At 59.2% G+C, this 14,209-nt stretch carries 9 protein-coding genes and 8 pseudogenes; 11 read left to right on the top strand and 6 right to left on the bottom strand.

Annotated features, from left to right (window positions below; translation table 11 throughout):
• Positions 1–110 precede the first annotated feature (110 nt).
• A pseudogene (locus tag ACE10X_RS04050) lies at positions 111–1,005 on the bottom strand (IS3 family transposase); the annotation flags it as partial.
• An 84-nt stretch (positions 1,006–1,089) separates the two neighbouring features.
• Positions 1,090–1,835: pseudogene (locus ACE10X_RS04055) on the bottom strand (helix-turn-helix domain-containing protein); the annotation flags it as partial.
• A gap of 108 nt (positions 1,836–1,943) precedes the next feature.
• On the opposite strand from ACE10X_RS04055, the gene ACE10X_RS04060 reads away from it, so the two are divergent.
• The 5 genes and pseudogenes from ACE10X_RS04060 to ltrA all read left to right on the top strand — a co-directional run bounded on the left by ACE10X_RS04060 (position 1,944) and on the right by ltrA (position 6,488).
• Complete coding sequence (locus tag ACE10X_RS04060; RefSeq protein WP_014498644.1) at positions 1,944–2,156, top strand: aldehyde dehydrogenase family protein; 213 nt, start codon at positions 1,944–1,946, stop codon at positions 2,154–2,156.
• Between the two features lie 246 nt (positions 2,157–2,402).
• Positions 2,403–3,536, top strand: coding sequence for an FAD-dependent oxidoreductase (locus tag ACE10X_RS04065; RefSeq protein ID WP_011090930.1), 1,134 nt, complete (start codon positions 2,403–2,405; stop codon positions 3,534–3,536).
• A gap of 227 nt (positions 3,537–3,763) precedes the next feature.
• Positions 3,764–4,502 (top strand): annotated as a pseudogene (locus ACE10X_RS04070) (IS6 family transposase).
• Positions 4,503–4,517: 15 nt separating this feature from the next.
• Complete coding sequence (locus ACE10X_RS04075) at positions 4,518–4,673, top strand: NAD(P)-binding domain-containing protein (RefSeq protein ID WP_018269530.1); 156 nt, start codon at positions 4,518–4,520, stop codon at positions 4,671–4,673.
• A gap of 336 nt (positions 4,674–5,009) precedes the next feature.
• Positions 5,010–6,488 (top strand): annotated as a pseudogene (gene ltrA, locus ACE10X_RS04080) (group II intron reverse transcriptase/maturase).
• A gap of 98 nt (positions 6,489–6,586) precedes the next feature.
• Here the strand turns inward: ltrA and ACE10X_RS04085 are convergent.
• Positions 6,587–6,835, bottom strand: a pseudogene (locus tag ACE10X_RS04085) (IS701 family transposase); the annotation flags it as partial.
• Positions 6,833–7,042, bottom strand: a pseudogene (locus ACE10X_RS04090) (transposase); the annotation flags it as partial. The pseudogenes ACE10X_RS04085 and ACE10X_RS04090, both read right to left, overlap by 3 nt.
• 172 nt (positions 7,043–7,214) lie before the next feature.
• Between ACE10X_RS04090 and ACE10X_RS04095 the strand changes: the two are divergent.
• The 6 genes and pseudogenes from ACE10X_RS04095 to istB all read left to right on the top strand — a co-directional run.
• Entirely contained in the window at positions 7,215–7,619 is a 405-nt protein-coding gene (locus ACE10X_RS04095) for a hypothetical protein (protein WP_011090921.1), read from the top strand.
• Positions 7,620–7,854: 235 nt separating this feature from the next.
• Entirely contained in the window at positions 7,855–8,121 is a 267-nt protein-coding gene (locus ACE10X_RS04100) for a hypothetical protein (protein ID WP_014498652.1), read from the top strand.
• Positions 8,122–8,253: 132 nt separating this feature from the next.
• Positions 8,254–8,493, top strand: coding sequence for a hypothetical protein (locus ACE10X_RS04105; protein WP_018269532.1), 240 nt, complete (start codon positions 8,254–8,256; stop codon positions 8,491–8,493).
• A gap of 600 nt (positions 8,494–9,093) precedes the next feature.
• Positions 9,094–9,633, top strand: coding sequence for a GNAT family N-acetyltransferase (locus ACE10X_RS04110; RefSeq protein WP_014498653.1), 540 nt, complete (start codon positions 9,094–9,096; stop codon positions 9,631–9,633).
• Positions 9,634–9,932: 299 nt separating this feature from the next.
• Positions 9,933–11,535: pseudogene (gene istA, locus ACE10X_RS04115) on the top strand (IS21 family transposase).
• Positions 11,432–12,153 (top strand): annotated as a pseudogene (istB, locus tag ACE10X_RS04120) (IS21-like element helper ATPase IstB); the annotation flags it as partial. The pseudogenes istA and istB, both read left to right, overlap by 104 nt.
• Positions 12,154–12,298: 145 nt before the next feature.
• On the opposite strand, the gene ACE10X_RS04125 reads toward istB, so the two are convergent.
• Complete coding sequence (locus ACE10X_RS04125; protein WP_011090917.1) at positions 12,299–13,336, bottom strand: hypothetical protein; 1,038 nt, start codon at positions 13,334–13,336, stop codon at positions 12,299–12,301.
• Positions 13,299–13,967, bottom strand: coding sequence for an AAA family ATPase (locus ACE10X_RS04130; RefSeq protein WP_011090916.1), 669 nt, complete (start codon positions 13,965–13,967; stop codon positions 13,299–13,301). The genes ACE10X_RS04125 and ACE10X_RS04130 overlap by 38 nt, the downstream gene beginning before the upstream one ends.
• Positions 13,968–14,209: the final 242 nt, after the last annotated feature.

Here is a 14,209-nt window from a genome sequence, read left to right on the forward strand (position 1 = left end):
CGAAGCGCTGCAAGGCTCCGAAAGCCTTGCTCACGATCCCGCGAAATCGTTGCTCACGATCGTCTGAAATCTCTGCTCACGATCCCCTGAAATCCGCGCTCACGATCCCGCGAAACGCGCACGTCCAGCAGCACATCGGTGAACTCGAGGCTGGTGAACTGGCTGCCCTGATCCGTGTTGAAAATCTCGGGCCTGCCGTGCTTCGCCAGCGCCTCCTGGACCGCTTCGACGCAGAAGGCCGCCTCCATTGTGATCGAGACGCGATGGGCCAGGACCCGTCGGCTGAACACATCGACGACCGCCGCGAGATAGACGAAGCCACCCGCATCGGAATGTAGGTGATGTCCATTGCCCACGCATGGTCGGGCCGCTCGATCTTCAATCCGCGCAACAGGTACGGGTAGATCTTGTGACCCGGAGCCGGCTTGCTCGTGTTCGGGCGACGATAGACCGCCTCGATCCGCATGCGCTTCATCAGCGTCGCGATGTGGCGGCGACCGGCGTATACGCCCTCCCGCCGCAGCAACGATCGCAGCATACGCGCTCCCGCGAAGGGATAATCGAGATGCAGCTCATCGAGCCGACGCATCAAGGCAAGGTCCTCGGCCGAAACTGGCCGAGGTTCATAGTAGACCGTGCTGCGAGCCAGCTTCAGGACCTTCGCCTGGCGCACGATAGAAAGATCATGACCGCGGTCGATCATCGCTTTGCGCTCAGCAGGCCCGCCTTGGTGAGCGCGCCGGACAAAAAATCGTTTTCCAACGCCAGCTCGCCGATCTTGGCATGTAACGCCTTCAAATCGACCGGCGTCTCGGCCGATGTCTTGTCATGCCCAAACACGCCGGCGGCGCCTTCCAGGAGCTGGTTTTTCCAGATCGTGATCTGGTTCGGATGAACATCAAACAGTTGCGCCAGCTCCGCCAGTGTCTTGTCGCCTTTGACCGCAGCCAAAGCAACCTTCGCCTTGAATGCCGGAGAATGCGTCCGGCGGCTCTTCTTCGTCATCTTCGCTCCTGATTCGCAGCAAGAATCCTCGCCGCTGTCAGGCAGAAAATCCACTCAAGCTACTGTCCGAATTTGCGGGGCCAGCTCTGCCTTCAGCAGCCGGTAGACCGAGGCCTCGGATACAAAGTACTTTCGTTCGTCGGTGAACCGCACGGCCAGCTCGCGTGGCGACAGCTCAGGCAACTCCAACGCCAGGTCGATGATCTGACCCCGCACATCGTCGGGGATGCGATTCCAGACCCGGTCTGGTCGAGACCGGTGATCGGCCAGCGCTTCAACGCCTCCCTCGCGGTAGCGATCATACCAGCGATAGAATGTGGCGCGCGGGATACCGAGCTTGTCCAGCGTGCGCTTGGCGGGAAGATGCGATTGCTCGACCTGCTGGATGATCTCGGCCTTCTCAGAGGCGGGATACCTCATGCCTCGTCCTCCCCCTCTCTCACCCGACAGGTGAATGCGGAGCATTCACCTATAGAGCCCGTTCATGCTATTTTTGAGCAGACGGTTCTCCAGGGTCAGATCGGCTACGGCCTCCTTCAGGGCAACAGTCTCCCGGCGGAGATCCTTCACCTCGCCGGAGGTCGCAGCTCGTGCCGTGTCGCCCGCCAGGCGGCGCTTGCCGGCCTCGAGGAACTCCTTGGACCAGCCGTAATACATCGAGGCGGCAATGCCCTCGCGGCGACAGAGCTCGGAGATATTTTCCTCGCCGCGCAATCCTTCCAGCACAATGCGGATCTTCTCCTCCGACGAATAATGCCGGCGGGTTTGTCGCAGAATGTCTTTTAGAACTTGTTCTGCGGCACTTTGCCCGGTACGGATTTCTGCTTCATCTTCGCTCCTGGTGGCTACGATGAACCAGAAATCCTCCCTCCGCAAAATCCTTCAATTTGTCTCACAGGTCCTGACGGCGAACACCCTTCGACGATGAGGCGCGCGCCGTGAAGTTGGCCAACGACACCGAATTTGGGCCGATTTCCTACGTCTACACCGAGGACCTGAAGCGTGGTTTGCGCCTTTCCGGGCAAATGCAGAGCGGCATGGTCGCGCTGAACAGAGGACTTGCGTCCGATCGGGCGGCGCCCTTCGGTGGCAGCAAGGCAAGCGGCCTCGGTCGTGAAGGCTCGAACCGAAGGCATCAAGGAATACCTTGAAACCAAAGTACATTGCGGTCTCGCTCTAGCGCGCGATGGGTAGTCGTGTGCCGATCTTTGGACGAGCGGATCGAGCCCGACGACGTCATTGAAATGGATGTAAGCGGGATCGGTGTTGCGCTTGGTGGTGCTCGGCGAGAGCAGGATTGGTAGGTTACAGAATACAATGCTTTTCATAGAACGCGGCGGCCCCCGGGGGGTGATCGCCAAGAAATAAAAAAGATACCAACAAGTGGAGGAGGAGAAATGGGCGCGGTGAAGAAGGTTTTCATCGTAGGTGGCGGGATTGGCGGCTTGACGGTCGCCCATGCGCTTCAGCGGATAGGCGTATCTACCAGAGTCATTGAGATGGGAGATAAGCGTGACCGGATCGGCACCGGTATCACGCTGCTGGGGAATGCCTTGCGGGCACTTGCCGAATTGGGATTGGTGGATGCCTGCCTCGAAGGCGGCCTTGGTTGGGATACCGTGTCGGTACGCGATGGCGCGGGAACGATTCTGAGCGAACAGTCCTCACCAAGAATTTGGGACGCTGATCGTCCAGCCGCACTGGGACTCATGCGGCCACGTCTGGGACAGATTCTGGAAGACTTTGCGACGAAGAGCGGCGCGAAAATCGATTTCAACACAACGATCACCCGTATTGATCAGGACGATCGAGGGGTGACGGTTCAGCTATCGAACGGCGAGACAGATCGCGCCGATCTGCTGATCGCTGCGGATGGAGTCTATTCCAAGATCCGCCAGAGCATCTTCGGCGACGAGTTCAAGCCGCACTACGCCGGCCAAGGGGTATGGCGTTATACGGTTTCTCGCACCGAGGCGATGAATGGCTTCGTCCTGTACCGCCTTCCGACGGGCCGCGTAGTTGGCGCGCTGCCGCTATCGAAGGAATTGTGCTATCTATTCTTCCTGGAAAGCACGGACGAAAAGCTTCGTATTCCGCAAGATCGGGTGTGCGACTATCTCCGTAACCTGCTCGCCCCCTTTACGGCGCCCGAACTGGTCGCGGCTGCCAAGGTGATCGGCGAAGACAAGCACATAAGCTACCGCCCATTTGATGTCTTGATGATGCCAGCCCCCTGGCACCGTGGCCGTGTCGTGCTGCTCGGCGATGCTGCCCATTCGTTGATGCCGCAAATGACATCCGGCGGCGGAATGGCGATCGAGGATGCGCTGGTTCTGGCCCAGGAACTGAATCGCAACGACGATCTGGAGACTGCGCTCAAGACCTATTGCCGACGCCGCGAAGAAAGAGTCGGGCGCGTATACGACATTGCATACGCCATTTGCCGGGAAGAGCGCAAACCGGAGCATGGCCGCGACTATTCGATGGGCCTTCTTCGTGAAGGCTACGCGTTTCTGGCTGCGCCCGTCTGATTAGAAGCAGGCGAAGTCACATGGGAATTTGACGGACGTCGCTACCGCGGTGGATCGGCCACATCCGTGGACTGAAGGTAAACTCTGTAGCATTTTGGCCGACAACAAGCATGTCACGACAGGGGAAATGCATGACAAGACAAGCAGGTTCGTTGCAGGGATGGATTTTGACCTCCGCCCATGGATGACGGTGTTCGGAGTGGTCCTGCTATCGCCAGTCCTGCCACTTGCGCATTCGGGTTTTGTGCGAAATCCTTCATCATGAACGGTGGTTGTATTTCCGGTTTCCCTTAAGCTTGCGCTTGGTCAAGGAAATGCTGGCGGCGCGTGGCATTGGCATGACCTATGAAACCGTGCGCCAGGGGGGACGGAAATTCGGCAAGCTGTTCTCCGATCGGATCCGTCGAGCGCGCTCCCACCCGCGGTGACAAATGGCATCTGGACGAGGTCGTTATCTCGATCGCGGGCGAACAACATTGGCTCTGGCGCGCTGTCGACCAGAATGGCTTCGTTCTCGACGTCTTGATCCAGCGCCGAAGAGAGACTCGCGCGCTGCCCAGCGGCTCATGAAGAAGCTCTTGAAATCCGCCGGCACGCCGCCGCGCGTGATGATCACGGATAAGCTGCGTTCGTACGGCGCTGCGAGGGCGAAGATGGGCTTTCACGTCGAACATCGCCAGCACAAAGCTCTCAACAATCGGGCCGAGAATTCTCATCAGCCGACGCGGCGACGCGAGCGGATCATGAAGCGTTTAAAATCGTCCCCATCAGGCTCAACGGTTTCTGTCAGTTCACGATCAGGTCGCGAACCTTTTCCACATCCCCTATCCCGGAGCCGTCACGGCCGACTTCCGTCGAGCTTCGCGCGAACGAGCCTTTGCGACTTGGCGCGAGATCTCCAGGACAAGCGCTATCGCCGACTCTCGACCTCTGAGACTCGCCTCCTTCAGCTCGGCGATCGATTAGTTGACGATGCCTGCGATGGACCTCGGCTTCATCGGGCTTGGCCACATGGGTGCGCCAATGGCGCGGAACCTGCTAAAGGCTAGCCATCATCTCATCGTCTACAATCGCACGCGCAGCGATATTGAAGCCCTATCACTACTTTGGGTGCGCCGGGAGACCGGCAAGGAATAGATGGTGGAAGTCCATTGCGATGAAGGTGTAGCGAACCACATCGGCCCCGAGCCGTGCGCAGGCGTCCGCGAGGGTGTCGGCGAAGCGTCGGTAGGGGAGCATGCAGGCCAGCCATTGAGCCGCGAAACAGTGTTATCTCGGGAGCCGACGCTGTCCAAAGAGCGGAAGGCAATATGGGCGAGTGCGCAAACGCGAGCACCCGTCCAACCCGGCGTGGTCGTAGACCCTGGCATGTATGGAAGCTCCTTGTACGGGAACCGGGATATCTCCGGGTCGGCCATCTTCCTTCTCGGAGGAGATGGTCCGCAGCGGGAAGGCGAGGAGCTGTAGCCGCTGATGCACGACACGGAGAAGTCTGACTCTGGCATAGTAGCTGAGAAGCCAACGAACAAAGCCGGATTACTGGCGGCGGAGTGGGCGGAGCCAAGGCCGGGGACCAAGGGAAACGCGGAACAGCAGCGCATGCACCGGACACAGGGCCGGGCTCGCATGACCCAGTCGCTGGACCGCGTACGGACAGCCGCAAGGCTGAGGAAGAAGGACCGGTTCACCGCGCTCTTTCACCACATCAATGTCGATACACTGCGGGCGGCGTTCTTTGCGCTCAGGCGTAAGGCTGCTCCCGGAGTGGATGGCATGACGTGGGAGGACTACGAGGAAGATCTCGAGCCCCGGCTCGCCGATCTGCACAAACGGGTCCAACGAGGAGCGTATCGCCCGCAACCGTCTCGCCGGACGTACATACCAAAGGCAGACGGCAAGCAGCGCCCGTTAGCGATCGCGGCTCTCGAAGACAAAATCGTCCAGGGCGCCAACCGTCATCGTGCTCAACGCCATCTACGAAGGAGACTTCTGTGGCTTTTCCTACGGGTTTCGGCCCGGCAGAGGACCACATGATGCGTTGGACGCGCTCTGCACAGCGATCGAGACGCGGAACGTGAACTGGATCATTGACGCCGACATCCAAAACTTCTTTGGCGCAGTCAGTCAACCTTGGCTGGTTCGCTTCTTGGAACATAGGATCGGCGACAAGCGCATCATCCGCCTCATTCAGAAATGGCTGAAGGCGGGGGTGTTCTCGAAGACAGCGTCGTAGCCGCTGATGACAGGGGAACGGGTCAAGGTTCGGTGATTTCACCGCTTCTCGGCAACATCTACCTGCACTACGCTCTCGACCTGTGGGCCAAACGCCGGCGACAGCGCGAGGTCTCCGGCGGCATGATCATCGTGCGTTACGCGGACGATGTAGTAGTCGGCTTTGAGCGCGAGGATGACGCACGTCGTTTCCTTGACGCGATGCGCGCGAGACTGGAGGAGTTCGAGCTGACGCTCCATCCGGCCAAGACCCGCCTGATTGAGTTTGGTCGCCATGCGGCGGCTCAACGCAAGCAGCGCGGACTCGGAAAGCCGGAAACCTTTGCGTTCATGGGGTTCACGTTTATCTGCGGCAAATCACGCCAAGGGCGCTTCCAGCTTCAACGGAAGACCCGTAGCGACCGCTTGCGAACCAAACTCCGCGAAATCAAGGAGGAGCTAAGGCGCCGAATGCACTGGCCGATCCCTGCACAAGGGAAATGGCTGAGGCAGGTCTTGACCGGCCACTTTGCGTACTTTGCTGTCCCGACGAATGGCCGAGCGCTCAATGCGTTTCGGTTCTATCTGACCGATCTCTGGAGGCGGACGCTTCGGCGGCGCAGTCAGCGGACCTGTCTGACCTGGGATCGCATAACGCAGATCACCGATGACTGGCTCCCCAAGGCTCGCATCCTTCATCCATGGCCGAAGCTGCGCTTCGCCGTCAAACACCCGAGGTAGGAGCCCGGTGCCTTAATTGGGCTCGCCGGGATCTGCGCGGGGGGCGCCCAGTGATGGGTGTCCCTACCGCGAACAGAATGCGTTTGCGCCACTGCTTTTCAAGGATTTGCTTTCGGCAATATGGGCATTGCTGAGGCGGCGGCCGAAGGATGAGATCGACGATGGCATGGCGTGCGGCGGGCATGGTTGGTTGAGGCGGAGGCCCGTTGATTCTTTTTTTTCCGCCCCGCGTATGCGAGGCGACGATGTTGCAGGAAGGCGTAGGCAATCATTGTCATAAGGGCGTGGCGATGAAGACCTTGCCATGATCGCCCTTCGAAGTGATCAAGTCCAAGCTCCTCCTTCATATCGACAAGGCTGTGCACGACCCGCGTCGGATCGCGCCGATCCGGGAACACCCGGGCCAGATTGTCGGCCAAGCCGAGACGCCGCTCGGCCATCGCCAGAAGCATCACGCCCCCGTTCGAGGTTAGGCGCCCACCATCGAAGGCAGCTGTGACTTTCTTGGCGTGAATGGCTGGAAACGAGAAGGGCGGAATCGTATCGTCGGTCATGGCGGGCGTGGCGTTCGCGGTTGGAGGTGATGGGGTTGGCTTCACAACCGAATCCTACGCCGTATGAGCGCTTTACACCACGCTCGCCAGCCTCTCGGGCGCCTCTTACGAATAAGACAGGTTAGTCGGTCCGACCCGTCATGTTTTTGGGGTTTCGGACAAGGTTCTGACGATGACGCTTTCATCCGTTTTGATGGCGGATCGCGAGGCCCGTCCTGATTGGTATGCAGTTGGCATTGCCATGATCGTCGTGGATCGGCTGGTTCACAACTTTCTGGTCCGAACCGGGATTTTGGAGCAACTTGGCATGGTTCATCCGTACGGTCCCCGTTGCTATGCAGACGGCGGCTGCGCCGAGGTCTTGCGGCGCGTCTCGGCACAGATCGACGCGCGCCAGTTTGATCGTAATTTTCCGGCGGATTTTCCGCGCTTTGTTCAGCACGCTCTTTGGCGTTACTGCGCTGCTGACGGTTTGAACGTCTGCAACGGCAACAATATTGATGATCGCAAGTCATGCGATCTTTCGTCGTGTATTGTTTACAGTAATTGTGCCAAAAAAGCGCGGAAATTACAGTAATTATCTTCTATTTAAGCGCAATTTTTCTGCAGCTAAATTATTGCAATCATTGCGCTTTTGGATGATATGCTTTATTATACTTACGACGAGATTGTTTGAACGCTCTTCTCGTCTTCAGCAAAGGAGTCGTCCAATGACAAGACCGCCATTGCCGGGAGCATCCCGCAGGACCAGCGACAACGCCGTTTCAGAAAGGGGCCCAAATCGGGCCCCTTCGGCTTTTCAGGAGGGCAAAATGGCCAAGCCCAATCTCACGAACCAAAAGACACTCTCCGCCTCGGCAATCATCGTTTACGGGATCGACGCGACCGGCAAGCCGAAGGCCGGCCGGTTTCCGGAGCGCCAGGCGGCGGCGGCCAAAAAGGCCGCGCGCTCACTCAAGCTCGCTGTTTGCAACGTCGATCGACCAGCTCTTGTCGAAATCGTTGCGAAAATTCCGGTCGGACGCGTTCACGACCAAGGCAGTCGCTTCTGCCCTACATCAAACGCAGCTTGTACGTGAGCGTCACGACAGGATCACCGGTTCCCGGGCTTGACTTGCGCGGAATGCTCTGGATAGCGCGGTCGGGATGATTGACGCCGCCGGGGCGCGGTGATGGGGTGATCCCGGTTCGGAGCGGGCAACGGGATCAGAATGAACAGCGAGTCGCAGCTGCGCGAGAAGCTTCGGAAGATCGAGGCGTTGTTCGTGGGGGCCGGAACTGCTGGTGAGCGCCATGCGGCGGAAGCCGCGCTGCAGCGGGTGCGGGCCCGGGTCGAGGAACTCGCTCGCCACGATCCACCAATCGAACAGCAATTCTCACTTCCCGACCAGTGGTCTCGGCACCTTTTTCTGGCGCTTTGCCGCCGATATGGGCTGCGGCCGTTTCGTTAGCTTTGAGCGTCTTCAGCAGCCAGCGTTCGACATCATGACCGGACAGCAAGTACGGCAAGACGGCTTCGCTCGATTCCAAGCAGTCCCTGAGGCCGGCAAAGAATATCTTGGCAGCGGCATCCAACGGCGACAGCGCGCTGTTGTGTCGTCTACAAAGGCAGTTCGCGGTGAGATTCTTTGGAGCCAGCGCCTTTGTTTCGCCTGCTTCGAGCCAAGGCAGTCCAGAGGCCGTGAAATTACCGTCCCCGCGAAGTATTTCGATCACAGCCTCGCTGATCAGATGCTCGCCGGAGATTGGCGCTTCGCAATTTCCCAGCTCCTGCATGTAACAGCGTTCAAGTGTCGTACTGGGCGAGCCGGATCGAAGGTCAAGCCCTGAAGCCGGCTTGTGCCATCGAACACCATCAAAACAGCAGGAAGCCGATTGTCGCCCCGATCGACAACGACAAGGTGCCACCTTCATTTCCTCAAGTCTGCGCTTGGCTTCACCCATCGGAGTGACCCCCAGCGGCAGTCTAGCCCGTCTTATTCGTAAAGGACCGGCTCATGCGTCGGCTTTGTCAGCTTTCTGTCAGCTCGTCCAAATAGTAGCTCGTTGTGATGAGAACCAATTACAACAACTGGCCCTCCGACGGGCAAAGTGTGGACCAGCAGCGCGATGCGCTGGCCGGCACTTCTGGCGCAGATGGTGCTGCTTTTACGGCCGCTTTAGCTGCTGGACCAGCGTCTTCCGCTTTTGACAAGAGGACAGGTGTGTCAGTCCGCCTACACAGAGTAAGTAGCAATATTGGCAACGCCCAAAGTGTTTCTTTGTTTACTGATGCCAATGAACGCAATAAGGTGGGAGCGATGACCGTGGCGCCGGGGCGCAACAGTTTGCGAATTCTCAGCATAGAAAATCTCGGCCGGTCGAGGTACAAAGGGGTCGGGACGGCTATGATTGAAGTCGCCGATCATACTAGGCAGTCCGCGGGCCTTTCCAAGCTATCCCTTCTCTCTCAAGATGAAGGAGCTTCAGCATTTTTCTACAAGAAGGGATTCCGGTTTGCGGACGAGGGCAAGAATGCGGAAATGCGGACTGTCATTTCCAATCCACGATACGTCTCAGATGAAATTCTTATGGGCGAGATGGAGCGCTAGCCCGTCTTATTCGTAAGAGTGCGCCTGAGGGCTGGCGAGCGTGGTGTAAAGCGCTGATGCGGCGTAGGATTCGGTTGCGAAGCCACCCCATCACCTTAAACCACGCCCGCCATGACCGATGATACGATTCTGCCATCCTCGTTTCCAGCCGTTCACGCCAAGAAAGTCACAGCTGCCTTCGATGGTGTCATTCGGCTTGCAATATTGACCCCCTAAGCCGGGGGATCGGCGTCCAAAATTGCCCCCCTACAGGTTGGTCTGTTGCGCTGCCTGCTTCGTAACAAAGCAGGTGGTGGAGGATGCTGGTCGTGGAGACGATTGCGCGGATTCGGCGCGAGCACTTCATCAAGGGCAAGACGATCAAGGAGATCGCCCGTGACCTGAAGGTGTCACGGAACACGGTTCGGAAGGTGCTGAGGTCGGGAGAGACCTCCTTCGAGTATGAGCGGCAAGTGCAGCCGCGGCCAAAGCTCGGACGATGGGCAGTCGAACTTGACGGGCTGCTTGCGGCGAACGCGGCTAAATCGGCTCGTGAGCAGCTGACATTGATCCGGATCTTCGAAGAGCTGCGCGGTCGCGGCTATGACGGCGGCTACGATGCGGTGCGACGTTACGCCAGGCGGTGGAGCAAGGAACGCGGGCAATCGACCGCGGCGGCCTATGTCCCGCTGAGTTTTGCGCCAGGCGAAGCCTACCAGTTCGACTGGAGCCATGAGGTGGTGCTGTTGAGCGGAACCACCGTGGTCGTGAAGGTTGCTCACGTCCGGCTCTGCCACAGCCGTATGCTATTTGCCCGGGCGTATCCGCGAGAGACGCAGGAGATGGTGTTCGACGCCCACGACCGAGCGTTCGCGCTGTTCAAGGGCACCTGCACCCGCGGCATCTACGACAACATGAAGACCGCCGTGGAGACGATCTTCGTCGGTAAAGGGCGTCTTTACAATCGCCGGTTTTTGCAGATGTGCAGCCACTATCTGGTCGATCCAGTCGCCTGCACGCCGGCGTCTGGCTGGGAGAAGGGGCAGGTTGAGAACCAGGTCGGGCTGGTCAGGGAACGCTTCTTCACGCCGCGTCTGCGGTTCAAAAACCTCGACGAGTTAAACGCCTGGCTGCTCGACAAATGCATCACCTACGCCAAGGCTCATCGCCATCCGGAACTGGTCGATCAGACGATCTGGGACGTGTTCGAAGTCGAACGCCCTAGGCTCGTTCCCTATGCAGGGCGATTTGACGGCTTCCATGCGGTGACGGCGTCGGTCTCGAAGACCTGCCTGGTGCGCTTCGACAACAACAAGTACTCGGTCGCAGCCAGTGCAGTCGGACGACCGGTCGAGGTTCAAGCCTATGCCGATCGCATCGTGATCCGCCAGGATGGACGTATCGTTGCCGAGCATCAGCGATCCTTTGGCCGCGGCGATACCGTCTACGACCCTTGGCATTATGTGCCGGTGCTCGCCCGCAACCCCGGCGCCTTACGCAACGGCGCTCCCTTCAAGGACTGGGTGCTGCCGGCCGCGATCGAGCGGATCCGGCGCAAGCTTGCCAGCATCGACGATGGCAATCGGCAGATGGTCGACATCCTCAACGCGGTGCTGACTGACGGTCTGCCTGCGGTGGAAGCGGCCTGTGCCGAAGCGCTCAGTCACAGCGTTCATTCCGCCGATGTGGTGCTCAACATCCTGGCCCGTCAACGTGAGCCAGCCCCGCCGGCCAACATCATGACGCCAGCCGCCCTGACGCTCCGTCATGCACCAATCGCCGATTGTGCCCGCTACGACAACCTTCGGAGGACCAACTGATGGAACGAACTCAAATCTTCGACCTCATGGGCGAGCTCAAGCTCTATGGCATGAAGGCTGCCTTCGACGAGATCATGGCAACTGCCGTCAAACGTCAGCATGAACCCCAGCGCATCGTTGGCGATCTACTCTCCGCCGAGATCAACGAGAAGCAAGCCAGATCTATCAAATACCAGCTCACCATTGCCAGCTGCCGCTTGCCAAGGACATTGCCGACTTCCAGTTCGACGGCACGCCGATCAATCAGACGCTCGTCAATGATCTTGCTGGCGGCGGCTTCGTCGCCCAACAGCGCAACGTCGTGCTGGTCGGCGGCACCGGCACAGGCAAAACCCACCTGGCCATTGCCATCGCAAGAAGCTGCATCCGATCTGGTGCCCGCGGCCGCTTCTTCAACGTGGTCGACCTCGTCAACCGCCTCGAGACCGAGACCCGCAATGGACGGCAGGGACGGCTTGCCGAGCATCTGACCCGGATGGACTTCATCGTGCTGGACGAACTCGGCTATTTGCCCTTCGCCCAGTCCGGTGGCCAGCTTCTCTTCCACCTCGTCAGCCGGCTCTATGAGCGCGCCTCCGTCATCGTGACCACCAATCTCGCATTCGGCGAATGGCCCAGCGTGTTCGGCGACGCCAAAATGACCACAGCGTTGCTCGACCGATTGACCCATCACTGCGACATCGTCGAGACCGGCAACGATAGCTGGCGGTTCAAAAGCCGAGACGACGATCACGCCACCCGCGCTCGTCTCGCCTCCGCTATCCCGGCCAGCTCCGACGAGACGAGCGCTACCAGCAAACCCCGCCGCGGAAAGGGGTCAAAATTGGACGCCGATGAAGGGTCAAATTTGCAAGCCGATTGACACTTTACACTTCTGGATCTGAAATGCGGGTCAGCATCCTCACGTGCGGTCCCGCCCGTTTGAAGACCGGCTCCCAAAACGCATAGGCGTTCTCGACGAAACTCGCGGTTACGGAGAACTTCGTGAGCGCCGCCCGATATGCGGCCTGGCGCCCGCAGCCCTGTCCCTCGACAAGGTGCCAGATGAACTGAGCGACCTGGCGCGTGTACGTGCTCGGACGACCTCGGTGGTTGGGTACGATCTCAAGTCGCTTGGTCCCGGTGTCACGCGTCTCCGGTTCGGTGATATTGGCAAGCCAAATGAAGATTGATGGATCAATGCTCGCGGGATAGCCGTCGCGCTTGAGCTGCTGATTGATGATAGAGAACGCGCTGGCGGCTTCCCTGAAGCACTCGCTCAGGATGAAGTTCGCCTGGTTCTCCAGCTTGCCGCTCCGAAGATCGTCGAGCAATCTGACCGCCTCGTCGGTGAGCCGCCGCATATATCGCGGTTGCGACTGTCCCGCGCTGTCGGCTGGTTCCTTCTGCATGATTAATTCGGCCGCATCCGCGCGAAACCCCGTTGCGGCTTCTTTGAGAACGGTCAAAAAATTGCTTTCAAGTCCGGAAGCGACGACGGTTTTCGACGCCGCTTCGCCTCCCACCCGCGTCTCTACGAGGCCGTTTGCATGGTCCAAGGCAGCATTCAGGCTGGCTTTGATGTTTTCAGAAGCTCTGTCTTGAGAGTCTTCGGCAACCTTCACCATCATCTCGGTGGTAGTGTCGGAATCTAGGAGTTCGTCCTTGCGCGGCGCCGCCGCATTCCGAGATTCAAGCACCGCAACGGGACTCGGAGCCGTCGCTTGCCTTGCAAGAATTGTTTGATCAGACGTATTCGGGCCTGAGTGCTCCGATCGCAGATTGGAAGCAGCAATCCCGCGGGGCAGCACAAACAGGCCATCGTCAACGGCTCGGCTCGCCGCCGCGGTAAGCTCCACGAGCGAGCGTCGCGCGCAGCGCGTCTGCCTAGTACGCGGCTTTTTCGTTTCTTGCGTGTGGTTCATGATCTGACGACCCCTCGACAAGCTTCTTCAAGATCCAGCGCCACAGCTCACGAACTTCCTCCGAGGCTCTTCCCTCTTGTGCAAACTCCGTCACGCCTAATCCTGCCCCAAGCGCGTCCTGATGGTCATTGCGCTGTCCGACATAGGGAAGCGCGAGCACCCCGAGCGAATTGAGCGACGTCGCGGCTTCACTCACGCGGCAGCCCCGCGGTGGCGTCTGAGCGAGGACGAAAGCAAATCGGCGGTTGAGCCTACGAATAGCAATCAGCGTCGGTATCGCAGCTTCGATGTCGGCGGGACTCGGACGCACCGGGATCAGGCAAAGATCGGCCCTCGCGATGGCGCGCATGGCCAGTGCATTGTTCGTGGCGGCGGTATCGATAACCGTAAGCCAGATCCCCTCGGCTTCAAGGCTGACGAGCGCCCGTTCTATTTCGGCCGAATCAGCGACCCGAACGACCCGGGGATCGGGATGGCGGCGCCGCTCTTTCCATTTTGAAATCGTGCCTTGTGGATCCGCCTCGACAATTGCGACGCGCTCCCCGTTCCCCAACGCTGCGACTGCAATTCCGACCGCCAGCGTGCTCTTGCCGCTTCCGCCTTTTTGGGTGACCAGAGCAAGGACATACATCTTCTACGCGTCCCGGACGACAACGACATGAAACGCACGAGTCGTCGACATCGAGCCTACCCTTCCCGATGGTGGGTCGCATCAAGAGCGAACGTGGAAATCGCAGCCAAATCGAGGCCCAGCCATTAACGATATACCGCGCAATACGTCGGCCAAGGGCCGCGAGAATCACCACGACGTGGCTTTGTAAAATAGCCCATTATTCGGCCGTGTCACGGATCTTCGCGAAAGGATTGCTGAGC

Source organism: Bradyrhizobium sp. Pha-3 (assembly GCF_042258325.1).
In the GTDB taxonomy this organism is placed as follows: domain Bacteria; phylum Pseudomonadota; class Alphaproteobacteria; order Rhizobiales; family Xanthobacteraceae; genus Bradyrhizobium; species Bradyrhizobium elkanii.